The sequence below is a fragment of the Methylosinus sp. PW1 genome, assembly GCF_000745215.1.
Taxonomy (GTDB): Bacteria; Pseudomonadota; Alphaproteobacteria; order Rhizobiales; family Beijerinckiaceae; genus Methylosinus.
Map to the genome: position 1 here is coordinate 187,620 of NZ_JQNK01000008.1, position 24,272 is coordinate 211,891.

A 24,272-nucleotide genomic window follows, 5' to 3' on the forward strand; every position below is an offset into this window, starting at 1 on the left:
AATATTCGTCCCGTTCCTTCGTCACGCTGAGGCATATGGCGCGGAGCTGCGGGGCGGTCCAATTGTCAATTTCGATTCGATGATGCATTTCTCGCATCATGGAGCTGCAGTGGATCGACGATTTTCTGGCGCTCTGCCAGACGCGCAATTTCACCCGCGCGGCGCAGGCGCGCGGCACGACGCAATCCGCCTATAGCCGCCGCATGCAGCGGCTGGAGGAATGGCTCGGCGCGCCGCTGTTCGATCGCGAGCGCCGCCCGGTGACGCTGACGCCGGCAGGCGAGGAGTTTTTGGCGCGCGCGCATCGCCTGCGCGACGAGATCTATGATGCGCGCCGCGCCGTGCTCTCCGTGTCCAGCCATTTGGAGAAGGCGCTGCGCATCTATGCGACCAACACGCTGGCGGCGACCTTTCTGTCGCCTTGGTTGATAAAACATGAATTGCGCAATTACTCCGTCGTCGTCGCCTCCGTCTCCGGCTGCATTGAGGCGGTCAAGCGCGGACATGGCGATCTCGCCATGGTTCCCGATTTCGGCGACGCCGATCATCTCGCCGGGCTCGCGCTCGAGCCTATCGGCGAAGATCGGCTGATCCTCGCGCAGCGCCGCGGCGGCGAGAGCCTCGTAGAGCTGGAGGGCGACTCTCTTATTGGGCGGCTCATGGTCTATGCGCCGGGCACGCATTATGGCGCGCGCATCGCCGCCATGCTCGCCGCGCATGGAATTCGAATGCGCGATCCGCCGATCTGCGAGAGCGCTTCGGCGGAAGCGTTGCTGGCGCAGGTCGAGGCCGGGCTCGGCGCCGCCTGGATTCCAGCCATTCTCTTGCGCGGCGAGAGCGTCGCGCGCTGCCCGCTCCCCGGCTATTTCGATATCGCTTATAAAATTCTGCTGGCGCGCGCGGCCGAGCGCGAAGCTGCGTGAGCGCGGCTATTTCTGATCGAGATAATCGAACACGACCTCGCCCAGCGCGAGCGTGAGATCGGCGGTGAAATGCGTCGCCGAAACAATCTCGCGCACCGGCAGGCGGGCGACGTCGCAGGCGACATGCGGATGCAGAGCGAGCGCCGCCGGCGAGGCCCAGGCGCCTTTCACCACCACATCGGTCATATGATAGCGCACCAGCTCCAGCACGCGCGGCGAGCCGTCGACATGGGGAATGATCTTCAGAAGAAAATTCGGCTGCTTGATCGCCTCGGCGATGGGCGCCGTCTCCAATATGCGATGCTTGTAGCCGACCGAAGCCTCGACGCAGAGGGCGGGGCCATATTTCAGCGTGCAGAGAATGACGTCGCCGTCATGCTCTATCTTGGGCGAGGCGAGCTTTTTGGGAAAGCCCCACAGCTCGCGGCCGCCGGCGATGGGCGCGTCATCGTCGAGATACATGGCGTGGACATAAGCGCCCTTCTGACCGTTGAAGCGCACCGGGATCACCTGGCCGCTCTCGGTATAGTCGCCGAAGCCGGTCGAATCCGGCATGCGGATGAACTCATATTTGACGATCGGCTCGTCCACTTCGAGCGGCTCCGGCACCACCGCGCGCAGCGCGTCGATGTCGGTGCGATAGGCGATGACGATGAATTCGCGATTGTAGAAACGATAGGGTCCGCGCGGATAGGCGGGATTGGTCAGCGGCATCGCATAGGCCGTCTCGAGCACCTCGTCGATCTTCATCTTCGCGGCTCCTGTCCATCAGATTCGATGTCATCGTATTCGAGGCAATGAAGCGAATAGATAGCGCGCTTTCGTGACGATCCGACGCTCGCGCGCCGTCGATCAACGCGCTGAGGCGTCCAATTGCACGAGCACCCATTGATTGCCGTAGAGGTCATGGAAACGAAAATGGAACGATCCTTCGTCGCTCTGGACCGTTTCCGCGATCTTCACGCCCTTGTCGGCAAGGCGTGCAAAATCGCCATGAATGTCGTCGGTGTAGACCACTCCGACGGGCTGACCGCCAGTCTGGTTTCCGACTCGCGCGCGCGCTTCGGCGCTATCGGCGAGAAGCAGCCAGACGCCGCCCTGACCGAAACCGAGATGCAGGAAGCGCCGGGCGCCTTCGCCTGCGTCGAAGAGCGTGTCGAGGCCGAGCTTGTCCCGATAGAAATTCGCGGCCTCGTCAAAGTCGTTCACCAGAATGACGATGCGTCCCAAAGTCTGCATCACGGTCCTATCGGCCTTTGTCCGCAAGCTGCGGAAGATTTGCGAAAAATTCGAGCGCTTCCGGATTGGACAGAGCGCCGACATTCTTCACCGGCCGCCCATGCACGATCTCCTTCACCGCGAGCTCGACGAGCTTGCCGGAGCGCGTATGCGGCAGATCGGGCGCCTCTATGATGACCGAAGGCACATGGCGCGGCGAGGCTTTCTCGAACAATTCGCGCTTGATGCGCGCGGCGAGCGCGTCGTCCAGCTCCGCGCCCTCGCGCGTTTTCACGAACAGCACGATGCGCGTCGTGCCGTCCCATTCCTGATCGATGGCGAGAGATTCGAGAATCTCCGGCAGGCGCTCGACGATATTGTAGATATCCGCCGTGCCGATGCGAACGCCCTGCGGATTGAGCGTCGCGTCCGAGCGGCCATGGATGAGGAATCCCTTGTGCTCGGTCTCGGTGGCGAAATCGCCATGGCGCCAAATGCCCGGATGTTCCGAAAAGTAAGCCTTGCGATATTTCTCGCCGTCGGCGTCGTTCCAGAAATAGATCGGCATCGAAGGAAAGGGCTGCGTGCAGACGAGCTCGCCCTCATGGCCAGTGATGCGCCTGCCCTCGTCGTCCCACACTTGCACCGACATGCCGAGGCCTGCGCATTGAATCTCGCCGCGATAGACCGGGCTCCACGGGTTGCCGAGAACGAAGCAGGAGACGATGTCGGTGCCGCCGCTGATCGAGGCGAGCTGCACATCTTCCTTGAAGTCGCGATAGACATAATCGAAGCTGTCCGGCAGCAGCGGCGAGCCGGTGGAGGCGATGCTGCGCACGGCGGAGAGGCCATGGCTCTCGCGCGGCTTCAGCCCTTGCTTCTCGATCTGCTTCAGATAGCCGGCCGAGGTGCCGAAGAAGGTGGCCTTCTCCTTGGCGGCGAAGTCGAGCAATATCGCGCCATCCTTGCCGGAGTTGAAGAATCCGTCATAGAGCAGCAGCGTCGCCTCGCTGGCGAGGCCGCTCGCCAGCCAGTTCCACATCATCCAGCCAGTGGAGGTCGCATAGAAGAAGCGGTCGCCGGGCTTTATGTCGCTCTGTAGCCGATGCTCCTTCAAATGCTGCAGCAACGTGCCGCCGGCGCCGTGCACGATGCATTTGGGCGCGCCCGTCGTGCCGGAGGAGAACATGATGTAGAGCGGATGGTCGAAGGGCAGGGGCTCATAGCGCAGCGCCGCGCCCTCATGCGCGGCGATCGCCTGCGGCAGCAGCAGCGCATTGGCGAGGCCGTCGAGCGAAGGCGACGCGCTGGTATAGGGAACGACGAGGATTTTCTGAACGGTCGGCAGCTTGCTGGCGATCTCGCGAATATTATCGGCGCGGTCGAGCGTCTTGCCCTTGTAGAAATATCCGTCCACCGCGATGAGAATGCGCGGCGCGATCTGGCCGAAGCGATCGAGCACGCTCTGCACGCCGAATTCCGGCGCGCAGGAGGACCACACCGCGCCGAGCGAGGCGGCCGCCAGCATGCCGATGATCGCCTCCGGCCCATTGTGGATATAGGCGGCGATGCGGTCGCCGGGCTCGACGCCTTGGGCGCGGAAGAAGGCGGCGAGCGCGCCGGCTTGGCGCTCGATCTCGCCGAAGGTGAGCCGCCGCTCGACCTTGTCCTCGCCCCAGAAGACGATGGCCTCGGTCTCGGCCGGGCGCGGGCGCAGCAGATTTTCCGCGAAATTCAGCCGCGCGTCGGGGAACCAGCGCGCGCCGGGCATTTTATCCGCGTCGATGAGGACGCGCTCGCCCTTCTCGCCGATGACGCCGCAAAAGTCCCAGATCGCCGACCAGAACTCGGGCGAATGGGTCAGGCTCCAGCGATAGAGCCCGTCATAATCGAAGCTCTCGGCGAAGGGCTTGGTCGCCTCGATGGATTGCGCGAAGCGGGTGAGAAGGGCGTTCTTCTGGCGATCGAGGTCGGGCTTCCAGATCGGCATCGATAAATCCTTGGGGCGCGGAATTGGGGCTCCGCTCGTCATAGAAGCTCCCGATTGCGCGCGATAGGGGACCGGCCCGCGTATTTTGGGACGGCGGTCGGCGCTGCGACAAGCTTTGGTTTCGGGCTCGGCGCCGCTATGTTGGGCGCCGCGGCGGTCCGTTCGGCATTTATTCATCTTGGCCGCGGCATTGTTTCGGGCCGTCCCGAGGACCCCCTCCCAGGACGCCCCCTCATAGAGGAGATCGATTATGACGAAGAAGTTGATCGCAGCGCTGGCTCTGGGTTTCGCCGTGGCCATGGCTCCGCTCGCCGCCTCGGCCCATCCGCGCGCCCACAAGCATCATCACCACCACCACCATCATCATCATCATCATCATCACCATCGCTGACGATTGGCGCGAGGCGCTCGGCTTCGGGCGCCTCGGTCTCACGTGGAGGGGCGCCGCTCCTAGCGCCCGAGAGCGCGTATGCGCGAAGTCAGCTCGTCCTGGTCATAGGGCTTGCCGAGGAATGGCGCCTCGCAGAGCGGCTCCGGCAATTGCCGCTGCAGATAGCCCGACAGCACGAAGAAGGGCAGATTGCGCGCCTTCAGCGCGTCGGCGATGCTGGCGCTGCTGGCGCCGCGCAGATTGGCGTCGAGGATCACGCCGTCTATGTCCGCGTCCTCGAGCAGCTTCAAGGCTTCGTCCACCGAGCTCGCCGTGCCTCCGATCTCATATCCGACCTCCTCGACGACGAAGCAGAGATCCGCGGCGATGGCCGGCTCGTCCTCGACGACGAGAATGCGGATCGGCTCGTTACCCTTCATCTAATCCTCTCCTTGCGCGGGCTCGATGACATTGTCGAGCGGCGCGCTCACCTTCCAGACGACGCCGCTCGGCGCATAATCGAGCGTCACCTGTCCGCCGAGCGCATGTTTGGCCATTTGCAGAATCACCATATGGCCGAAGCCGTGGCGCTTGGGCGCGACGACGGTCGGGCCGCCGCTCTCGCGCCACTCCATCTCGAAATGCGGCGCATCGCCGTCGCCGACGACGCCGAAGGCGATGCGCACGACGCCCGTGTCATTGGAGAGCGCGCCATATTTGCCGGCGTTGGTGGCGAGCTCGTGCAGCGCCATGCCTATGGCCTGGCTCGCCGCCGGCTTCACCACTGTCGTCGGCCCCTCCACGCAGATGCGCGAGCCGAACAGATCGCGGAAATGGGCGAGCTGCGAGCGCGCCAGCGCATGCAGCTCGACGCCGCGCCATTCGTTCTGCACCAATAGATCATGGCTCGCGCCCAGCGCCGCTATGCGCTGATCGAAGCGCTGCGAGAAAGCGAGCGGCGAGTCGCGTCGCGCCGTCTGCCGCGCCACGGCGCGCACCACGGTCAGAAGATTTTTGGCGCGATGCGTCACTTCGCGCAGCAGCAGCTCGACTCGCTCCTGCGCCTGCTTGCGCTCGGTGATGTCCTGAATCGTGCTGCGCAATCCGACGATGGCGCCGCGCTCGTCGCGCACCGCCTCGCCGCGAATGGTGACATGAATGGCGACGCCGTCGGCGCGATGCGCGGGCAGATCGAGCTCGAAGCCTTCGCCGGTGCGCAAGGTCTCGCTGGTCGCGGCGTCGAGCCGCTCCCAATCCGCGGGGGCGTAGAGCAGGCCCTTCTGCTCGGCGAAGCTCGGCGGCGGCGCATCGGGGTCGAGGCCGAAGATGCGTGCGAGATAGGGCGAGGCGCCGCCGCGATCGTCGTGGCGTCCGCTCCAGCGCCAGCTGCCGATGCGGCCGAGCCTCTGCGCCTCGCGCAGCTCGGCCTCCGTTCGCTGCAACGCCAGCTCGCGCACGCGGATTTCCTCGGCGCGCTCGCGCTCCGCCGCATAGGCGCGGGCGTCGGTCATGGAGGAGGCGATCTTGGCGGCGACGCGATCGAGGAAATAGGCATAGGCGGCGTCCAGCCGCTTGAACGGATTTATGGCGGCGATCAGCGCCGCGGCGGCGCGGTCCTGGCCGAGCAGCACGATGGGAAAGAGCACGGCCTCGTCCGCCGCCGCCGACCATGGCCCTCGAGGCGCCTCGCCGAAGCGCGCGTCGATCGTGCGAATGGCGACGCGTCCCGGCGTCAGCCGCGCGACCTCGGCCAGGCCCCAAATGTCGCCGCGAATCGGATCGGGGTCGCCGAGCGGTATGCGGTTCGGCGCGACCCGGCCGCCGGGCCGCACGCCGGTCGCCGCCATCAGCTCCGCCTCGCCGCGCTCATGGTCGAAGCGATAGATGGCGGAGAAGGGCAGGTCATAGCCATTGACGGCGAGCACGCTGGCGGCTAGGCGGCAGGCCTCGCCCTCGTCCTCGGCCCGGCTCAGCGCGGCGAGATCGCGCAATGTGCGCAATCGGCGCTCGCCGATGACGCGATCGGTCGTCTCCACCACCGGGCAGAAGACGCCGCCTATGCCGCCATCGTCATCGGGAATCGGGCTGTAGGAGAAGGTGAAATAGCCCTCGTCCCGGCGGCCGTTGCGGATCATGTGGAGCTGCAGATCTTCCGACCGCGTCGGCGCGCCATTGGTGAGCGCGCCCTCCAGCATGGGGCCGATGACGTCCCAAATCTCCGGCCACACCTCGCGGGCCGGGCGGCCGAGCGCGCGCGGATGCTTGTCGGCGAGCAGGCCGTGATAGGCGTCGTTATAGAGCAGGCAGAGATCGGCGCCCCAGAAGATGGCGATGGGGAAGGCGCTGTTGAGGCAAATCTCCAGAGCCACGCGCAGGCGCTTCGGCCAAGTCTGCGGCAGGCCGAGCGGCGACCGCGCCCAATTGGCGGCGGAGATGGCCGCCGCGGTCTCGCTGTCTCCGAAGAAAAATTGTCCGCCGGATCGCCTCTCCGAGACGTCGATCCAGGCTGCGCCGGCTGTCACTGCGACGACCCCGGGTCGTTGGAGGCCAGCCCCCCGCATGTCATATCGAGCCGCCGAACGGCCGCTTCAACCCCGGCGCGGCGAAACGCGCCGCTGGCTCTCCGGCGCGCCCTGGTGTAGCAATCGGCCGCGACCGCGAGGTACCATGAGCGAAGCCGAAGAAAAAAAGGGACTCTTCGCGCGGCTGTTCGGCCGTGGAGGAACGCCCGCCGAAGAAGCCGGCGCAGATCGTCCGAAAAAGCGTTCCTGGTGGGAGCGGCTGACCGGGGGGCTATCGCGCTCCTCGCAGGCCATCGTCCAGGGGATTTCCGATCTCTTCAGCAAGCGCAAGCTCGACGCGCTCACCCTCGAGGAGCTCGAGGATGTGCTGATCCGCGCCGATTTGGGCGTCGCCGCCGCGCAGCGCATCGCCGGCAAGGTCGGCGCCGCGCGCTATGAGAAGGACATAGGCCCGGACGAGGTGCGCGCCATTCTGGCGGAGGAGGTCGAGCGCGTGCTCGAGCCCGTCGCGCTCCCCTTCGATCTGGACCAGACGAAGAAGCCGTTCATCGTGCTCGTCGTCGGCGTCAACGGCTCCGGCAAGACCACGACCATCGCCAAGCTCGCCGCCAAATGGACCGGCGAGGGCAAGAAGGTGATGCTCGCCGCCGGCGACACTTTCCGCGCCGCCGCCGTGGAGCAGCTCCGCATCTGGGGCGAAAGGCTCAACTCGCCCGTATGTTATGCGCCAGAGGGCGCCGACGCCGCCGGCCTCGCCTTCGACGCCATCAAATCGGCGCGCGAGCGCGATTCCGACATTCTGCTGATGGACACGGCCGGCCGGTTGCAGAACCGCGCCGAGCTGATGGCCGAGCTGGCCAAGATCGTCCGCGTGATGAAAAAGGCCGAGCCGGAGGCGCCGCACGCCGTGCTGCTGGTGCTGGACGCGACCGTCGGCCAGAACGCCATCGCCCAGGTCGACGCCTTCGAGCGGACGGCCGGCGTCACCGGCCTGGTGATGACCAAGCTCGACGGCACGGCGCGCGGCGGCATTCTCGTGGCCATCGCCGAGAAATACGGCCTGCCCATTCACTTCATCGGCGTCGGCGAAGGCTCGGACGATCTCGAGCCCTTCACCGCGCGCGATTTCGCCCGCGCCATCGCCGGGCTCGACTCCGACGCCGAGGCGGGCGAGCAGCAATCATGACCCAAGAAACCACCGCAGCATCCGCCAAGAGGCGCCTTCATCCGGGACTGAAATTCGCGCTGGAGATGGGGCCGCTGGTCCTGTTCTTCATCGTCAATCAGAAGTTCGGCATCTTCCAGGCGACGGCGGCGCTGATGGTCGCCGTGGTGGCGACGCTCGCCGTCTCCTATTCCATCACGCGCCATTTGCCGACCATGCCGATGGTCACAGCGGTCTTCGTGCTCGTCTTCGGCTCCCTGACCTTCTTCTTGCAGGATGAGAATTTCATCAAGCTGAAGGTGACGATTCTTTATCTTCTGTTCGGCTCGGCGCTGCTCGGCGCGCTCTGGTTCGGCAAGCTGCTGCTGCCGGCGGTGTTCGAATCCGCCTTTCGGCTGGACGACGCCGGCTGGCGCAAGCTCACCTGGCGCTGGGCGCTCTTCTTCTTCTTCCTCGCCGCGCTCAACGAATTCGTGCGCCGCGGCTTTCCGACCGACGTCTGGGTGAACTTCAAGGTCTTCGGCATTTTGCCGCTGACGCTGCTCTACGCTCTGTCGCAAATCCCGCTGATGATGCGCCACGAGCTGAAGGAGGACGTCGGCGAAGAGCCGGACAGCCATTTCTAGAGCGATCTCGTCCTGCTGAATTTTCTCTCTTTCTCGTCCGGCGCGCCTTGTGCGGTCTCGCACAGGCGCCCTCGGACGGCGGCGCTAATTGTCATGGCGTTCGCCGCCGATGCGGCCGTTCCGACGAGAAGGAAGCCCGACATGACCGAGTTCGCCCAGCTCTTCGCCGCTCTTGTGGCCGCGATCGTCATCGGCGCCGCTTTCTCGCTGCTCGATGTGGACGCGGCCGTCGCCTCGGCGCCGGCGGGCGCCGGCGCCGTCCATTCGGTGATCTGCGGCGGCGGCTGGTGCGGCTGAAGGCGCACCCCAAAATCGCTTCTTTCTGTGCTAGCCGGGATGCGATCTCGATGTGGAGCGCATTCTCATGGCCGAATATGAATTGCTTTCGTCGCTCAGCCGCCGTGTCCTGCTCGTCTCGCTCGCCGCAATGGCGGGGGGCGCGGTCTTCCGCCCGGCTCGGGCGCAGGAGAACTGCCTCTTTCCGATCATGGCGGACGATGGCCAGCCGATCGCCAATTATCGTCTGTCCTCGGAAGTCTCGCCTGCCGATCTTCCCGGCCTGCTCTGGCATGGGCCGGCCACCGCCGATGTAATCGTGTTCGAGTTCTTCGACTATAATTGCCCCTATTGCCGCAAGGCCGCGGGCGATCTCGACGCGCTCGTCGCCAAGGACAAGAATCTGCGGCTCGGGCTCGCCGACAACGCCATGCTCGGCCTCGGCTCCTTTCTGGCGGCGCGGGTGAAGCAGGCGGTGCTGCGCCTCTATGGCCCGGAGCGCGCCTATCAGTTCCACAAGCAACTGTTCGCGCATCGCGGCGCCATTGACGGGATCTCCGCTCTCGCGGTCGCCAAAGCCATGGGCCTCGATACGTCCAAGATCGAGGAGTCGGCGAATTCGGAGATGATCGGCGGCGTGGTGAAGCGCCATGTCCAGCTCGGCGCCGATCTCGGCTTCGCGGCCTCGCCGTCCTTCGCCGTGAGCTCGGTCGGCGTGCTCGGCTATCCCGGTCCCAAATCGATGGCGCGCATGATCGCCGCCAGCCGCAAATGCGACGCGCCGGTCTGCGGCTGAACCGTTGCGCCGCTCTCGACTTTGCGGGCGATCTCTCGCAGATTGCGGCTCCGTTCCAGCCGAGACATTCCCATGACCATTCGAACTATTTCCATTTCGCTCGCCACCGAAGATGTTTCCCGTTCCGTCAAATTCTATGTCGAGGAGCTCGGCTTCGTCTGCCTGCTCAAATTGGAGGAGTTCGCGCGTGTGCGCTCGGGCGCGGCGGACATAATGCTCGTCTCTCCCAATGCGCATCGCGAATGGCGGGGGCCGCAGCTCACGGGGGCCATCTATCTCGGCGTCGACAATGTCGATGAATTATGGGAACGGCTGAAGGATCGCGCGCGCATCGTCTATCCGATCGCGACCATGGATTATGGCGTGCGCGAGTTCGGCTTGCTGGACGACAGCGGCTATCAGCTCTCGCTGGCGCAGCCGGTCGCCGGCTGAGCGAGAGAGGCGCGGATCAGACCTGCTCTTCCGCGTCGATCTCATAGGCCGCGAGCCGGCGGTCGTGAACGCCGAGCGCCTCCCACGAGTCGCGCCATCGGCGCAAATGGGCGGATTCGAAATGCGCGCTCAGCGCCGCGCGGCTCTCCCATATTTCCGTCACGCGGATGAGACCCGGCTCCAGCACGTCTTCCGCATAGGAATAGGCGAGGCAGCCCGCCTCCGCGCGGCTCGCGTGGATCATCGCCGCCATGGCCGGGCGCGCCCGCTCGAGCGCGCCCGGCGGGATGCGAATGGTTCCGACGATCAGAATTCGGTTCTGCGGCATAGGAAGCCTCCATTCGTCGCGCGAAGCGCTGTCGCATCATTGAAACAAACGTCGTGCAGTGATTATACTTCACGACGCCGGCGCCGCCGGCCATTGCGTGAAACGGCTTTCTCGCCTTCTTCCGGGCGCACCCATGAAGCTCGCATCCTATAATCTCGAAAATCTCTTCCTACGCGCGCACGCGCTGAACGGCGAAAGCTGGTCCGAGGGCAAGAAGGCGCTGGAGGCGCAGGCCGAGCTCTCCGCCATTCTCGGCAAGCCCGTCTATACGGCCGCCGATAAGAAGAAGATCATCAAGCTGCTCGGCGAGCTGAAGCTCGAGAAATCCGATGATGGCGGGCCTTTCGCGATCCTGCGCCAAAATCGCGGCCATCTCGTCAAGCGCGCCAAGACTGGAATCGAGGTCGTCGCCGGCGGCCGCAATGATTGGATCGGCTGGGTCGAGCTGAAACGCGAGGAAGTGAATGAGGAGGCGACGCGCAACACGGCGCGCGTCATCATCGATGTCGACGCCGATGTGCTCGGCGTCATCGAGGCGGAGAGCCGGCCGGCGCTGGTGCGCTTCAACGACAATGTCATCAAGGGGGAGGGCGGCAAGCCCTACGCCCACGCCATGCTGATCGACGGCAATGACGATCGCGGCATAGATGTCGGCCTCTATGCGCGCGCGGGCTATGAGATCGTCGCCATTCACAGCCATGTCGACGACGCCGACAACACTGGCCGCATCTTCAGCCGCGATTGCGCGCATTATGAAATCCGCACGCCCAAGGGCAATTTGCTGCATCTTCTGATCAATCATTTCAAGAGCAAGGGCTTCGGCTCGCAGACGACCTCCAACGCCAAGCGCGAGCGGCAGGCGGCGCGGGTGAAGCAGATTTACGACGCGCTGCGCAAGAGCGATGAGCATGTCGCCGTCATCGGCGATTTCAACGACACGCCCGACGGCGCGCCGCTGGCGCCGCTGCTGCTCCAGACCGATTTGAAGGACATCAGCGAGCACGCACGCTTCGACGATGGTGGACGCCCCGGCACTTTCGCCGCCGGCGCAGCGTCCAACAAGATCGACTATATTCTTCTGTCGCCGGCGCTATTCGCCGCGGCGAAAGGCGGCGGCATTTTCCGCAAGGGCGTATGGGGCGGCAAGAACGGGACGCTCTTCCCGCATTACCCCGAGATCACCAAAGCCTCGGAGGCGGCCTCCGACCATGCGGCGATCTTCGCCGAGATCGACGTCTAGAGGTCTGCGTCATTCGAGCTGAGGAGCCGAGCGACGCCGGTTCGGCGCGCTCGTCCGGTAAGACCGCGCCTGCGGGCGAAGGGGCGCCGCCTCGTTCCCGCCCGGCGTGAGCGCGGGCGTTTTCTATTCGTCAACCATAAAAAATGCTTCAGATTTACGATTAAAATTCAGGGTTTATTCTTCGCCTGGTTCAGCTAGAGCGTTTCCAGCCGAAGTGGATGCCGGTTCGGCGTGGGAAACGCGTTGAAGCAGTCTAGAGCAAGATGATCGCGCCGGCCCTCGGGCGGCGCGACGGGCGGTGCGTTTCATGTCCAAAAGAGTCTCCTGTCTCCTCGCCATTCTTCTTTCGTCTTCGGTCGGCGCAGCCGCCGCGGCTCCGCGCGTCATCACCGGAATCGGCGAGCGCGAGGCCGGCCGGCTCTTTCCGGCCGAGGAGCCGGCGCCCGAGCCGGCCTATGTCGCGCCGTCGCCGCCGGCCGCTCCGATCGCGCCGCCGGCTCCCGCCTATGTCGCGCCGCAGCCGCGCGTGGCGATGGCGCGCGCCGAGCCTTCCGCGGCCCCCGGCGCCTATGGCGGCGGCTTCATCGAGCTGCTCGTCACCGGCCAGACGCCGCAGCCGCAGCCGCAAGCAGGTCGTCGCGTCGCGGCCCTCGGCGCGGGCGAGGCCATTGTCCAGCGCCAGATCGATCCGGTCTTTCTCCGCACCGAGGTCGATTACGCCGGCGCCGAGCGTCCCGGCACGATCGTCATCGATTCGGAGAACAAGTTTCTCTATCTCGTGCAGGGCGGCGGACGCGCGCTGCGCTATGGCATAGGCGTCGGTCGTCCGGGCTTCACCTGGGCCGGCGTCAAGACCATCTCCCGCAAGGCGGAATGGCCGGATTGGACGCCCCCCGGCGAGATGCTGGCCCGTCGTCCCGATCTGCCGCGCCATATGGACGGCGGGCCGGCCAATCCGCTCGGCGCGCGCGCAATGTATCTCGGCTCCTCGCTCTACCGCATCCACGGCACCAACGAGCCCTACACGATCGGCCAGAACGTCTCCTCCGGCTGCATTCGCATGATGAACGACGATGTGGCCGATCTCTATGATCGCGTCCATGTCGGAACCAAGGTTGTGGTTCGTTGACTCTGGCGAGCGATCGCCCATGGCGGAACAGCCGTCGCGCGCCTATCTCACGAGGCGCGCAGACGGTTGCAAAACAGCCGGCTTCGGGCGATAGCTGCCATTCGTTTTCTTCGAAAGGGGCCGATTCTTGCCCAGCCTCATCCGCTTTTTGGTCATTGTCGGCGTGCTCGCGGCTCTCGCCTATGCGGGGATGCTGGCGATCGTGGCCTATGTCTCGCCGCAGCCGCGCGAGATGACGCAGACGATCGCGCCGCAGCGCCTCAACAAGTGAGACCTTCAGAATGGGCGACGGCAAGCGCCATCCGCTGATCGCCGCCTTTCTCGACATGCTGGCCGCCGAGCGCGGCGCCGCGCGCAACACGCTCGACGCCTATCGCCGCGACCTCGAAGATTATTTCGAATTTTTGAAGAAATCCGGCACCGATCCGCTGCGCGCCGACACGGATGGCCTGCGCGCCTATCTCGCGGCGCTGGAGGCGCGCGGCATGACCGGCGCGACCGCCGCGCGGCGGCTCTCGGCGCTGAAGCAGTTTCATAAATTCCTCTATGTCGACCGCTGTCGCGCCGATGATCCGGCGGCGGCGCTCGAAGGGCCGCGTCGCCATCGCAGCGCGCCGGATATTCTCTCGGTGGACGAGGTGACGCGCCTTCTGGACACGGCGCGGGAGGGGATAGACGACGAGTCGCGTCCTCTCGGCGAGCGTATGCGCGCCGCGCGCCTCCACGCCGCGCTCGAGACTCTCTACGCCAGCGGCCTGCGCGTGTCGGAGCTGGTTTCTCTGCCGGCGAGCGCGGCGCGCGCGCGCGAGCCTTTCGTCACCGTGCGCGGCAAGGGCGCGAAAGAGCGTCTCGTGCCGCTCTCCGAGCAGGCGCGCGCCGCGCTTCACGCCTATCGCGCGCTGCTCGTTAAACATTCGCCGGGGCTCGCGGCCTCGCCTTTCCTGTTTCCGTCCGATGCGGCGGAAGGGCATCTCACGCGCCAGGCCTTTGCGCGCGATCTCAAAAGCGCCGCCGCCGCCGCGGGGCTTCCGTCGCGCGACATCAGCCCGCATGGGCTGCGCCACGCCTTCGCCAGCCATCTTCTGCAAAATGGCGCGGATTTGCGCGTCGTGCAGGAATTGCTCGGCCACGCCGATATTTCGACGACGCAGATCTACACGCATGTGCTGGACGAGCGCATCCGCGCCATGGTGCGCGACCTGCATCCGTTGAACATGGCGAGTAGCGAGTAGCGAGTAGGGGGCGGTCGCCTGTGGGCGACTATTCGCTATTCGCTCACCCCATTCTCTCCACGAAATCCCCGATCGCCCGGATCGTCCCCTCATCCAGCAGCAGCGGCGCATGGCCTTGCCCCGGCACGGTGAGCCGCTCGAGCAGCGGATGGCCGTCGGCCATGGCCGCGAAGGTCTCCGCCGAGAGAAGATCGGAATTGCCGCCGCGGATGACGAGCGTCGGCACGGCGGCCATGGCCTTCCATTCGTCGTGGAGCAGAATCGGCCCGCTGTCCGGCCCCACCTCGTCGAGCGTATGCGAGAGCGCGGGATCATAGCGCAGCTGCAGATGTCCGTCGGTCTCGACGAAGGTCGTGCGCGCCCATTCCTCCCATTCCGCCTGGCCGAGGCTGGTGAATTGCGGTCCGGCGATGAGCTTCAGCGCGGCGAGAGCGATGGCCATCGTCGCCGAGCCCGGCTGACGGCCGACATAGCCCTTTATGCGGCGCAGCCCGCCGGCGTCGATCACCGGGCCGATGTCGTTGACGACCGCGGCCTGCAAAATCTCCGGCCTTCGCGCCGAAAAGCGCATCACATGAATGCCGCCGCGCGAGGTGCCGACGAAAATCGCTTTTTCGACGCCGGCCGCCGCGAGCGTGGCCAGAATGTCTTCCTCCTCGACATCGAGGCTGTAACGCGTCCAGTCCTCGTCCCAGTCGGAGAGGCCGCGGCCGCGATAGTCGAGCGCCAGCACGCGGCGTCCGCGCTCGGCCAGCGCTCGCGCCAGAGCGTCGAAATCCAATGCCGTGCGCGTGAGCCCGGCCAGGCAGACGACCGGAATGGCCGCGCCGTCGCTCGCCGGAGCGTAATCGACATAGTGGAGCCGCAGCCCATCCTCCGCAGTGAGAAATCGGCTTTCGCGCCGCACGCTCTGCTCCGCCATCCGCGTCCTCGGTATTGGCCTCTCGCCTGTGCGGCGGGCCTTCCGCGGATATAGGCGCCGCGGCGCCGGAATGTCTTCCCCCGCCCGGGCGGCGCCTAGAAATTCTCCCGCCTTGGCGGCGGCTGCGCATTCTGCCGCTATTTCGCGCAGGAGCCGAGCCCGCTTCCGCGCCAGTCAGCCTTGATGCGCGCGTCGTTTCTCAATAATTTGCGTTTTACCGCTCTTCGAAACGGCAAATAGCTCGTTTCGAGCGAGCAGATCGTCGCGCCGTCCGTGTTTCGAGCGGGCGCGCTTCCCGAATAAGACTGGCGGCGCTATTGCGCCCCGACGCCCCAGGGGCTCGAATGTCCGTCCTCATCGACAAGAACACCAAGGTCATCTGTCAAGGCTTTACCGGCAAGACCGGCACTTTCCACTCGGAGCAGGCGGTGCGTTACGGCACGCTCATGGTCGGCGGCGTCTCGCCCGGCAAGGGCGGCTCGACGCATCTCGACCTTCCCGTCTTCGACACTGTGGCGCAAGCGCGGGAAAAGACCGGCGCCGACGCTTCGGTCATCTATGTGCCGCCGCCGGGCGCGGCCGACGCCATTTGCGAGGCGATCGATGCCGAGATCCCCCTCATCGTCGCCATCACCGAGGGCGTTCCGGTCCACGACATGATTCGCGTCAAGCGCGCGCTGTCGGGCTCCAAATCCCGCCTCATCGGCCCCAATTGCCCGGGCGTCGTCACCGCGGGCGAGAGCAAGATCGGCATCATGCCCGGCAATATTTTCAGCCAGGGCTCCGTCGGCGTCGTCTCGCGCTCCGGCACGCTGACCTATGAGGCCGTGTTCCAGACGACTCGCGAGGGTCTCGGCCAGACCAGCGCTGTCGGAATCGGCGGCGATCCGGTCAAGGGAACCGACTTCATCGAGGTCTTAGAGTTGTTTCTGGCCGACGAAGCCACCAAATCCATCATCATGATCGGCGAGATCGGCGGCTCCGCGGAAGAGGACGCGGCCCAATTCTTGATCGACGAGGCCAAGCGGGGCCGCAAGAAGCCGATGGTCGGCTTCATCGCGGGCCGCACCGCCCCTCCCGGGCGGCGCATGGGCCACGCCGGCGCGATCGTCTCTGGCGGCAAAGGCGACGCCGAGAGCAAGATCGCGGCGATGGAATCTGCCGGGATCGTGGTCTCGCCGTCGCCGGCGCGGCTCGGCAAGACTTTGGTCGAAACGCTGAGCCGCTGAGGTTCGGCGACAATGCGCGTCGGCGAATCGCCGGCGCGTCCCCCGAAAAAAGAGCGCGGGGCGAAATCTTTAAAGAATTGTCAAAATGATTTCGCTCAACTTCGAGAAGTTTCGGCGCTCGGGAGACTGAACAGAATGGCGCGTCTCGAGACGAATGGCGGACCGGCGGGCGGCGAACAGCAGCCCTCGCCGCGCGGGAACGCTTCTGCCCAGAACGGACTGCTGCAGAGCGTCGACCCGAGATACCTCGAGCATCTGCTCGCAGCCTATGAGGCCGATCCCTCCTCGGTCGGCCCAGCTTGGCGCGACTATTTCGCGAGCCTCGGCGCCGATGCCGCGCTCGCGCAGGCCGGCGCGGCTGCGGGACCGTCCTGGGCGCGGCCGGGCTGGCCGGCGACGCCCGCGGACGAGCTGGTCGCGGCTCTGGGCGGCGAGGCGCCGCGCGAGACCGCCAAGTCCAAGGATGGCAAGCCCACGGATGGCAAGTCCGCGGCCGGCAAGGGGGCGTCGGCCGATCATGCGCCATCGGCGGAGGAGATTCAGCGCGCCGCGCGGGACAGCGTGCGCGCGCTGATGATGATCCGCGCCTATCGCATGCGCGGCCATTTGCACGCCAATCTCGATCCGCTCGGCCTCGAGCAGCGCCATGACCATGGCGAGCTGCATCCAGAGACCTATGGCTTCACCGATGAGGATTATGATCGCAAGATCTTCATCGATGGCGTGATGGGCATGAAATACGCCAGCGTCTTCGAGATGGTGGCGATCCTGCGCCGCACCTATTGCGGCCCCATCGGCTATGAGTTCATGCATATCTCCAATCCAGAGGAGAAGGCCTGGATTCAAGCGCGCATCGAGGGGCCGAAGAAGGAGATCGTCTTCACCGAGGAAGGCAAGAAGGCGATTTTGCGCAAGCTGGTCGAGGCGGAAGGCTTCGAGAAATTTCTCGACGTCAAATATACGGGCACCAAGCGCTTCGGCCTCGACGGTTCGGAAGCCATCATTCCGGCGCTGGAGCAGATCATCAAGCGCGGCGGCGCGCTCGGCGCCAAGGAGATCGTGCTCGGCATGGCGCATCGCGGCCGGCTGAACATTCTCTGCCAGGTGATGGCCAAGCCGCATCGCGCTCTGTTCCACGAGTTCAAGGGCGGCTCCTTTTTGCCGGACGAGGTCGAGGGCTCGGGCGACGTCAAATATCATCTCGGCGCTTCGTCCGATCGCGAGTTCGACAATAACAAGGTGCATCTCTCGCTGACCGCCAATCCGTCGCATCTCGAGATCGTCGATCCCGTGGTGCTCGGCAAGGCGCGCGCCAAGCAGGATCAATATCGCTGCACGGAGACCGACCGGCGCGAGGTGATGCCGCTGCTCATCCATGGCGACGCGGCCTTCGCCGGCCAGGGCGTCGTCGCTGAATGCTTCGGCCTCTCCGGGCTCAAGGGCCATCGCACCGGCGGCTCGGTGCATTTCATCATCAATAATCAGATCGGCTTCACCACCTATCCGCGCTACTCGCGCTCCTCGCCCTATCCGTCCGATGTGGCGAAGATGGTCGAGGCGCCGATCTTCCATGTGAATGGCGACGATCCGGAAGCGGTCGTCTACGCCGCGCGCATAGCGACGGAGTTTCGGCAGCAGTTCCACAAGCCCGTCGTCATCGACATGTGGTGCTATCGCCGCTTCGGCCATAATGAGGGCGACGAGCCGGCCTTCACCCAGCCGCTGATGTATAAGAAAATCCGCGCACATAAGACGACGCTCGAGCTCTATAGCGAGAAGCTGATCGCCGAAGGGCTGATGACGCGCGAGGAGATCGACGCGGTCAAGAACGAATGGCGCCAGCGCCTCGAGCAGGAGATGGAGGCCTCGCAATCCTACAAGCCCAATAAGGCCGACTGGCTCGACGGGCGTTGGGCGGGCGTGAAGCCCGGCTATCAATCCTCCGAGGACGAGCGGCGCGGCAAGACCGGCGTGCCGGTGGAGAGCCTGCGCCGCATCGGCGTGGAGCTGACCACGGTTCCCGAGAATTTCCACATTCACCGCACCATTCAGCGCTTTCTCGACGCGCGCCGCACGGCGATCTCGAGCGGCGCGGGCATAGATTGGGCGACGGCGGAGGCGCTGGCCTTCGGCTCGCTGCTGGCGGAAGGCTATAATGTCCGCCTCTCCGGCCAGGACAGCGAGCGCGGCACATTCTCGCAGCGCCATTCCGTGCTGATCGATCAGGAGGACGAAGCCCGCTATCTGCCGCTCGATCACGTCGGCGTCGGGCAGGGGCGGTTCGAGGTCATCAATTCGATGCTCTCGGAAGAGGCGGTGCTCGGCTTCGAATATGGCTATTCGCTCGCCGAGCCGCGCTCGCTGGTTCTGTGGGAGGCGCAATTCGGCGATTTCGCCAATGGCGCGCAGGTGGTCTTCGATCAGTTCCTCTCCGCCGGCGAGCGCAAATGGCTGCGCATGTCCGGCCTCGTCTGCCTGCTGCCGCATGGCTATGAGGGGCAGGGGCCGGAGCATTCTTCCGCGCGGCTCGAGCGCTATCTGCAGCTCTGCGCGGAGGATAATCTGCAAGTCGCCAATTGCTCGACGCCGGCGAACTACTTCCACATTCTGCGTCGGCAGCTGCATCGCGACATTCGCAAGCCGCTGGTGCTGATGACGCCGAAGTCGCTGCTGCGCCATAAGCGCTGCGTCTCGCGGCTCGAGGAGATGGGCGAGGGGACGATGTTCCATCGCTTCATCTCGGACGATGCGGAATTGCAGCCCTCGGAAAAATTCCGCCTCGCGCCCGACGACAAGATCGCGCGCGTGATCCTGTGCTCCGGCAAGGTCTATTACGATCTCTTGGAGGAGCGCGAGTCGCGCGGCGTCAACGACGTCTATCTCCTGCGCGTCGAGCAGCTCTATCCCTTCCCGCTGAAGGGGCTGGTGACGATGATGTCGCGCTTCAAGCAGGCCGATATCTTCTGGTGCCAGGAGGAGCCGAAGAATATGGGCGCCTGGTCCTTCGTCGAGCCCTATCTGGAATGGGTGCTGACGCAAGTCGGCGGCAAGTCCAAACGCGCTCGCTACATCGGCCGGCCGGCTTCGGCCTCGACGGCGGCGGGCACTATGTCCAAGCATCAGGCGCAGCTGCGGGCCTTCCTCGACGAGGCCTTTGCGACGCGCATTTCTCTCGCGGCGGAGTGATCATGACGGAAATTCGCGTTCCGACCCTGGGCGAGTCGGTGAGCGAGGCGACGATCGGCCGCTGGTTCAAAAAGCCCGGCGACGCCGTCGCGGCGGATGAGGCGCTGGTCGAGCTCGAGACCGACAAGGTGACGCTCGAGGTGAACGCCCCCGCCGCCGGCGTGCTGACCGATGTCGTCGCCAAGGATGGCGAGACGGTCACGCCCGGCGCGTTGCTGGGGCAGATCGCCGAAGGCGCCGCCGCCGCGCCGCGTCCGGCTCCCGCCGTGCCCATCGTCGCGCCGCCGCCGCCCGCCGCTCCGCAGCCCGCCGCCGTTGCGCCGGCCCGTCCGCCGGCGCCGTCCGCCGCCAAGATCGCGAAAGAGCAAGGCGTCGATCTTTCGGGAATCATCGGCTCCGGCAAGCAGGGGCAGGTGCTGAAGGGCGATGTTCTCGCCCTTGCGGCGCGCCCCGCGCCCGTTCCCGAGCCGGCGATCGCTCCGCCGGCGCCGCGCCCGGCCGCCCCGCCGGCCGACGCCGCCCGCGAGGAGCGTGTGCGCATGTCGCGCCTGCGCCAGACCATCGCCAAGCGCCTCAAGGAAGCGCAATCCAACGCCGCCATGCTGACCACCTTCAACGAGGTCGACATGTCCGCGGTGATGGCGCTGCGCAATCGCTACAAGGATTTGTTCGAGAAGAAGCATCAGGTGAAGCTCGGCTTCATGGGCTTCTTCGTGAAGGCCTGCTGCAAGGCGCTGGAGGAGGTGCCGGCCGTCAACGCCGAGATCGACGGCGCCGACGTCATCTACAAGCACTACTGCCATATCGGCGTCGCCGTCGGCACGGACAAAGGCCTCGTCGTGCCGGTGGTGCGCGACGCCGATCGCATGAGCGTCGCCGAGATCGAGAAGGCGATCGGCGATTTCGGCAGGAAGGCGCGCGAGGGAAGGCTCGATCTCGGCGATCTGACCGGCGGCACCTTCACCATCTCCAATGGCGGCATTTACGGCTCGCTGATGTCGACGCCCATTCTCAATGCGCCGCAATCCGGCATTTTGGGCATGCATAAGATCGAGGAGCGGCCGGTCGTCATCGCCGGCAAGATCGAGATCCGCCCGATGATGTATCTCGCGCTTTCCTATGACCATCGCATCGTCGACGGCAAGGAGGCCGTGACCTTCCTGGTGCGGGTCAAGGAGCAGCTCGAGGACCCGTCGCGCCTCGTCCTTGATTTGTGACGGTTTCGCGAAAAAATCTGGGACGGCGCCCTCAAAATCCGCCGTCCCGATGCACAGATATCTCCCGTGCTACGATGAGTAGGCGTCCGCCGGGCGGGTCGATCTGACCGCCGAGGAGTGTGAGATGGAAGGCAAGACCGCGACCGAGAGAAGAATTCCCCTGCTGACCCCCGAGCAATTCGCGCATCTGGGCGATGGAGCGATCGCCTATGTGCGGACGATGAGCTCGGAGGATGTCACGCGGCTCTACCCTCAGGCCCCGGCCATAGAGCCCGGCCTGACGCTTTTCGCGCTGCTCGGGGCGGACGGCACGCCGATCGTCCTCGCCGACACGGAAGAGGGCGCCCTCGCCAACGCCTGGCAGCAGCAGCTGCAGACCGTCAGCCTCCATTGAGGCTGACGCTCGCTTGGTGTAGCCTATCTGAAGCGACGTTTTTGGCCCGAGGGTCCAAAGGGTAGTTTCATGACCGACGCCTCGCGACAGGCCGCTTTTCGGGATTTCACGGTCACAGCGCCCGCTGACGACATATGGTTGGTCGACCGCGAAATTGCGATCGATCTGCACGCGGAGGCGAAGCGCAAGACAGCAGAGCTTCGAAAGCGTCTCGTCGAAACCATCGCGGCCCCTCGTCTGCTTCGCTCGATCGAGCGGCTGGAAAAACATCTCGGCGATTCTCTGGAAGACGTCCGTATCGGTCTTCTTTTATCCTCTTTCCATTCGCTCGAGGCAGATCGCCGGGCCTATAGCACCGACGAGGGTCGCAAGGAGCTCGCGTGCGACCTGCTCGCCATGTTGGACGACACGGCGGAATCGGTGCGCGATCTATTGAGTGTCTTTCCTGAGACTCGACGGTTCGAGCGCGAAGGTCTCGCGCTGTCGACGGAGCCGCGGAACCATCTCGATCGAATGATCGATAATCTCGCCTCTGCGATCACACGGTCCGACGTCGTCACGCCGGAGGCGGCCGCAGCGCTGAATGAGCCGACGCCTGTCCGAAAGGCGGAAATCGCGGCGATCTCCGATCAAGTGCATAAGCTCGCGAAATCGATGCAGGAATATCGAGAGGAATTGCGCAGCTACGCGGCTTGGGCAAAGAACTTCAATTAATTGAGCAAAGAATTTCAATTAATATCGAAAGAGCGCCGACATGTTTGGCCGGGTGTTCGTAGGCGCGAAGAAGCTCGCCGATCTCTATGCCGACATGGTGACGACGAGGGTCCAATTCGACGGGTTGCGGCAATACACGAAAGAATCGATCGATGAGTTCAAGCGCTTGCTCGAGCGGCAGAGCGACAAGATCGATCGCATCGAGCGGGAGAGGATAAAGGCCGAGGCCGAGCTGCAGGCCAGAATCCAAGGCCTGGAGCCGCGGCTGAACGTGCTGAGCGAAAAGGCGCTCCATGCCGCGGTCGCCGACATTGCGGCCGAATATGCTCGGCGCGGAGGAGGAGAGGGGCCGAATGAGGCGCTGGTTCCGCGGCCGCTTCCCGACGGCCGACAGGGCTGAGGCCCGTTCCGGCGCCGAGATTGCTTTGCTCTTCCCGACTTTGTAGCGATTCCGAGGAGGAACGGTATGGAAGAGCCGACACGCGAAATCTTCGCCGTTTGCCATGTGAACGATGTCGCAAAACGCCGGGCCGTCGGCTATGTGCTGGCCCGCGTCAATGACGAGGGCAAGACCGTGCCCTTCCCAGTCGTCATCGTGCGTCACGTCGGCAAATATTATGGCTATGTCAACCGCTGCCCGCACCAGGGCAGCCGGCTCGATTTCGAGCCGAAATCCTTCCTGGACCCGACGCAGCGCTTCCTGCTCTGCGGCAAGCATGGCGCGCAATTCGACATTCCGACCGGCGTCTGCAACGACGGTCCCTGCGTCGGCGCTCAGCTCGAGAAGGTCGAGGTGGTCATAGACGACAATGAGGTCTGCCTCGCCGGCGTGACCATTGCCGAGGAGGACGGCCTCGATCGCGAGGAGAACGACGTCTATCCCGAGGTCGTGATCACTGCTGACTGAGCTTTTCGCGGTCCCGTCATCGTCTCCATTCTGGACCTTTCTGTGTGATCGGCGGCGGCCTAGACTGCGCCGATCCGCATTTCGTCCTGCGAGGAAACGATGAAGACCGCGCTCGTCATACGCCATCTCGTCTTCGAGGATCTCGGCAGTTTCGCCGAGCCGATCGCCGCGGCGGGCTATTCGATCCGCTATGTCGAGGCGGGGATGCAGCCGATCCCCGCCGAGGCGGCCGACGCCGATCTCCTCATCGTGCTCGGCGGGCCGATCGGCGTCTATCAGACAGAAGACTATCCGTTTCTGACGGATGAGGCGGCGCTGCTGCGCGGGCGGCTCGGGCGCGACGCGCCGACGCTCGGCATTTGTCTCGGCGGCCAGCTGATGGCGGCGGCGCTCGGCGCCCGCGTCTATCCGGGCGGCGGCGGCAAGGAAATCGGCTTTGCGCCGATAAGCCTGACGCCGGCGGGACGCGAGAGCGCGCTCGCCGCTCTGGTCGAGCCGGAGGCGGACGTGCTGCATTGGCACGGCGACACTTTCGACCTGCCGGATGGCGCGGTTCTGCTCGCCTCTTCAGCGCTCTATCCGCATCAGGCCTTCGCCGTGGGGCGACGCGGCCTCGCTCTGCAGTTTCATCCAGAGGCGGAGAAGGATGGGCTCGAGCGCTGGCTCATCGGCCATACGTCCGAGCTTTCCGCCGCCGGCGTCTCAATCGCCGGGCTGCGCGCCGCCGCTGCGGCCAAAGCGCCGGGCCTCGCCGAGCGCAGCCGGCGTTTCATCGCACGCTGGCTCGCCGACATCGCCGCATAGGCCCAACAGAAAAGCGCGGTCCGCGGACGCCGGGAATGCGTCGGTGGACCGCGCGAGAGCGACGCCGTCGGGCCGAGACGACGTCGCTACCTTTCAAACGGAAATCAGCCGCGAACCGAGACCTTGCGGAACGGATTCTCGTGGTTCGTCGTGAACACATGGCCGAATTCGGTCTTGGTCCACTCGACGGCCTCGGCGGCCAGGAATTTCAGCGCCGTGACGGCGATGGGGAAATCCTTGGTGGCGGAAACGCTCGCCAGCTTGATCTCCGTATTGCCGGGGCCGACCGAGAGATCGACGACCGCCGTGCCGTCGGCCTTGGAGAGCCGCGCCCAGCCGGGCGTGCCGATGCCGCTGGCGATGACCGTGGCTTCGGCGAACAGCGGCGCGGCGGAGCCGTCGGCGGCGTCCGGGCCGAAAGCGGGAGACTGGAAGGTGAAGGTCGCCATCACCTCGCTACGGGTGATCTTATGGTCCGGTCCGATCGGACGTCCGGTCGAATACAGAACCAGTTTGCCGCCATCGAGCGCCGCCTTGATATCGTCGAGCGTCGCCGAAGCGAAAGCCTCCGCCAGTCTCATATCGCTTTCTCCACTTTGCGAAATGCACGCCGCTTTTGCGACAAAAGCGACATGCGGGACAGGTTCTCATC

27 protein-coding genes are annotated in these 24,272 nt (G+C 65.2%); 19 read left to right on the forward strand and 8 right to left on the reverse strand.

The window, feature by feature from the left end:
- Window positions 1–98: 98 nt before the first annotated feature.
- A complete protein-coding gene (locus K369_RS06340) occupies window positions 99–923 on the forward strand; it encodes a LysR family transcriptional regulator (RefSeq protein WP_036289347.1) in 825 nt (274 codons plus the stop codon).
- A gap of 6 nt (window positions 924–929) precedes the next feature.
- On the opposite strand, the gene K369_RS06345 is transcribed toward K369_RS06340, so the two are convergent.
- The 3 genes from K369_RS06345 to K369_RS06355 all read right to left on the reverse strand — a co-directional run bounded on the left by K369_RS06345 (window position 930) and on the right by K369_RS06355 (window position 4,131).
- Window positions 930–1,673, reverse strand: a complete 744-nt coding sequence (locus tag K369_RS06345; protein WP_036289349.1) for an acetoacetate decarboxylase — start codon at window positions 1,671–1,673, stop codon at window positions 930–932.
- Window positions 1,674–1,775: 102 nt separating this feature from the next.
- On the reverse strand, window positions 1,776–2,162 hold the full coding sequence (locus K369_RS06350) for a VOC family protein (protein ID WP_051949105.1): 387 nt from the start codon (window positions 2,160–2,162) through the stop codon (window positions 1,776–1,778).
- A gap of 7 nt (window positions 2,163–2,169) precedes the next feature.
- Window positions 2,170–4,131, reverse strand: a complete 1,962-nt coding sequence (locus K369_RS06355; protein ID WP_036289350.1) for an acetoacetate--CoA ligase — start codon at window positions 4,129–4,131, stop codon at window positions 2,170–2,172.
- Between the two features lie 250 nt (window positions 4,132–4,381).
- Between K369_RS06355 and K369_RS26235 the strand changes: the two genes are divergently transcribed.
- On the forward strand, window positions 4,382–4,522 hold the full coding sequence (locus tag K369_RS26235) for a hypothetical protein (RefSeq protein WP_156967759.1): 141 nt from the start codon (window positions 4,382–4,384) through the stop codon (window positions 4,520–4,522).
- Window positions 4,523–4,581: 59 nt separating this feature from the next.
- Here K369_RS26235 and K369_RS06360 read toward each other — a convergent pair whose 3' ends face one another.
- Together K369_RS06360 and K369_RS06365 are read right to left on the reverse strand one after the other, a co-directional pair.
- Window positions 4,582–4,941, reverse strand: coding sequence for a response regulator (locus K369_RS06360; RefSeq protein ID WP_036289351.1), 360 nt, complete (start codon window positions 4,939–4,941; stop codon window positions 4,582–4,584).
- Window positions 4,942–7,023 carry an HWE histidine kinase domain-containing protein gene (locus K369_RS06365; RefSeq protein WP_036289352.1) on the reverse strand — a complete coding sequence of 694 codons (2,082 nt, stop codon included), beginning with the start codon at window positions 7,021–7,023 and terminating at the stop codon, window positions 4,942–4,944.
- A 145-nt stretch (window positions 7,024–7,168) separates the two neighbouring features.
- Here K369_RS06365 and ftsY point away from each other — a divergent pair, with 145 nt between their 5' ends.
- The 5 genes from ftsY (at window position 7,169) to K369_RS06390 (ending at window position 10,318) form a co-directional block, all read left to right on the forward strand.
- A complete protein-coding gene (ftsY, locus tag K369_RS06370; protein WP_036289353.1) occupies window positions 7,169–8,209 on the forward strand; it encodes a signal recognition particle-docking protein FtsY in 1,041 nt (346 codons plus the stop codon).
- Entirely contained in the window at window positions 8,206–8,814 is a 609-nt protein-coding gene (locus tag K369_RS06375) for a septation protein A (protein ID WP_036289354.1), read from the forward strand. The genes ftsY and K369_RS06375 overlap by 4 nt, the downstream gene beginning before the upstream one ends.
- Window positions 8,815–8,955: 141 nt before the next feature.
- On the forward strand, window positions 8,956–9,111 hold the full coding sequence (locus K369_RS06380) for a hypothetical protein (protein WP_156967760.1): 156 nt from the start codon (window positions 8,956–8,958) through the stop codon (window positions 9,109–9,111).
- A 52-nt stretch (window positions 9,112–9,163) separates the two neighbouring features.
- Complete coding sequence (locus K369_RS06385; RefSeq protein ID WP_245278118.1) at window positions 9,164–9,886, forward strand: thioredoxin domain-containing protein; 723 nt, start codon at window positions 9,164–9,166, stop codon at window positions 9,884–9,886.
- A 72-nt stretch (window positions 9,887–9,958) separates the two neighbouring features.
- On the forward strand, window positions 9,959–10,318 hold the full coding sequence (locus K369_RS06390) for a VOC family protein (RefSeq protein ID WP_036289356.1): 360 nt from the start codon (window positions 9,959–9,961) through the stop codon (window positions 10,316–10,318).
- Between the two features lie 16 nt (window positions 10,319–10,334).
- Here the strand turns inward: K369_RS06390 and K369_RS06395 are convergent, their stop codons facing one another.
- A complete protein-coding gene (locus tag K369_RS06395; protein WP_036289357.1) occupies window positions 10,335–10,646 on the reverse strand; it encodes a putative quinol monooxygenase in 312 nt (103 codons plus the stop codon).
- 133 nt (window positions 10,647–10,779) lie between these two features.
- Here K369_RS06395 and K369_RS06400 point away from each other — a divergent pair, with 133 nt between their 5' ends.
- From K369_RS06400 to K369_RS06415, 4 genes are all read left to right on the forward strand, one after another.
- A complete protein-coding gene (locus K369_RS06400; RefSeq protein ID WP_036289358.1) occupies window positions 10,780–11,886 on the forward strand; it encodes an endonuclease/exonuclease/phosphatase family protein in 1,107 nt (368 codons plus the stop codon).
- Window positions 11,887–12,193: 307 nt separating this feature from the next.
- A complete protein-coding gene (locus K369_RS06405) occupies window positions 12,194–13,015 on the forward strand; it encodes a L,D-transpeptidase (RefSeq protein WP_036289359.1) in 822 nt (273 codons plus the stop codon).
- Between the two features lie 127 nt (window positions 13,016–13,142).
- A complete protein-coding gene (locus K369_RS06410; RefSeq protein WP_036289361.1) occupies window positions 13,143–13,286 on the forward strand; it encodes a hypothetical protein in 144 nt (47 codons plus the stop codon).
- Between the two features lie 10 nt (window positions 13,287–13,296).
- Window positions 13,297–14,247, forward strand: a complete 951-nt coding sequence (locus K369_RS06415; RefSeq protein WP_036289362.1) for a site-specific tyrosine recombinase XerD — start codon at window positions 13,297–13,299, stop codon at window positions 14,245–14,247.
- A gap of 43 nt (window positions 14,248–14,290) precedes the next feature.
- Here K369_RS06415 and K369_RS06420 read toward each other — a convergent pair whose 3' ends face one another.
- Window positions 14,291–15,169 carry an alpha/beta fold hydrolase gene (locus tag K369_RS06420; protein WP_036289363.1) on the reverse strand — a complete coding sequence of 293 codons (879 nt, stop codon included), beginning with the start codon at window positions 15,167–15,169 and terminating at the stop codon, window positions 14,291–14,293.
- A 344-nt stretch (window positions 15,170–15,513) separates the two neighbouring features.
- Between K369_RS06420 and sucD the strand changes: the two genes are divergently transcribed.
- From sucD to K369_RS06460, 8 genes are all read left to right on the forward strand, one after another.
- Window positions 15,514–16,398, forward strand: a complete 885-nt coding sequence (gene sucD, locus K369_RS06425) for a succinate--CoA ligase subunit alpha (protein WP_036289364.1) — start codon at window positions 15,514–15,516, stop codon at window positions 16,396–16,398.
- Window positions 16,399–16,533: 135 nt separating this feature from the next.
- A complete protein-coding gene (locus K369_RS06430; protein WP_036289365.1) occupies window positions 16,534–19,584 on the forward strand; it encodes a 2-oxoglutarate dehydrogenase E1 component in 3,051 nt (1,016 codons plus the stop codon).
- A 2-nt stretch (window positions 19,585–19,586) separates the two neighbouring features.
- Window positions 19,587–20,801: a 2-oxoglutarate dehydrogenase complex dihydrolipoyllysine-residue succinyltransferase gene (odhB, locus tag K369_RS06435; RefSeq protein ID WP_036289367.1), complete on the forward strand. Its 1,215-nt coding sequence runs from the start codon at window positions 19,587–19,589 to the stop codon at window positions 20,799–20,801.
- A gap of 124 nt (window positions 20,802–20,925) precedes the next feature.
- Window positions 20,926–21,195 carry a DUF1150 domain-containing protein gene (locus K369_RS06440; protein WP_051949106.1) on the forward strand — a complete coding sequence of 90 codons (270 nt, stop codon included), beginning with the start codon at window positions 20,926–20,928 and terminating at the stop codon, window positions 21,193–21,195.
- A 69-nt stretch (window positions 21,196–21,264) separates the two neighbouring features.
- Window positions 21,265–21,909 (forward strand): hypothetical protein, encoded by a 645-nt coding sequence (locus tag K369_RS06445; protein ID WP_036289372.1) that lies wholly within the window; start codon window positions 21,265–21,267, stop codon window positions 21,907–21,909.
- A gap of 40 nt (window positions 21,910–21,949) precedes the next feature.
- The gene (locus K369_RS06450; RefSeq protein ID WP_036289374.1) at window positions 21,950–22,309 is read left to right on the forward strand and encodes a hypothetical protein; all 360 of its coding nucleotides are present in this window, start codon (window positions 21,950–21,952) and stop codon (window positions 22,307–22,309) included.
- Window positions 22,310–22,375: 66 nt separating this feature from the next.
- Complete coding sequence (locus K369_RS06455; protein WP_018264524.1) at window positions 22,376–22,816, forward strand: Rieske (2Fe-2S) protein; 441 nt, start codon at window positions 22,376–22,378, stop codon at window positions 22,814–22,816.
- Window positions 22,817–22,915: 99 nt separating this feature from the next.
- Window positions 22,916–23,620 (forward strand): glutamine amidotransferase, encoded by a 705-nt coding sequence (locus K369_RS06460; protein ID WP_036289376.1) that lies wholly within the window; start codon window positions 22,916–22,918, stop codon window positions 23,618–23,620.
- 104 nt (window positions 23,621–23,724) lie between these two features.
- Here K369_RS06460 and K369_RS06465 read toward each other — a convergent pair whose 3' ends face one another.
- Window positions 23,725–24,201 (reverse strand): hypothetical protein, encoded by a 477-nt coding sequence (locus tag K369_RS06465; protein WP_036289377.1) that lies wholly within the window; start codon window positions 24,199–24,201, stop codon window positions 23,725–23,727.
- Window positions 24,202–24,272 lie beyond the last annotated feature (71 nt).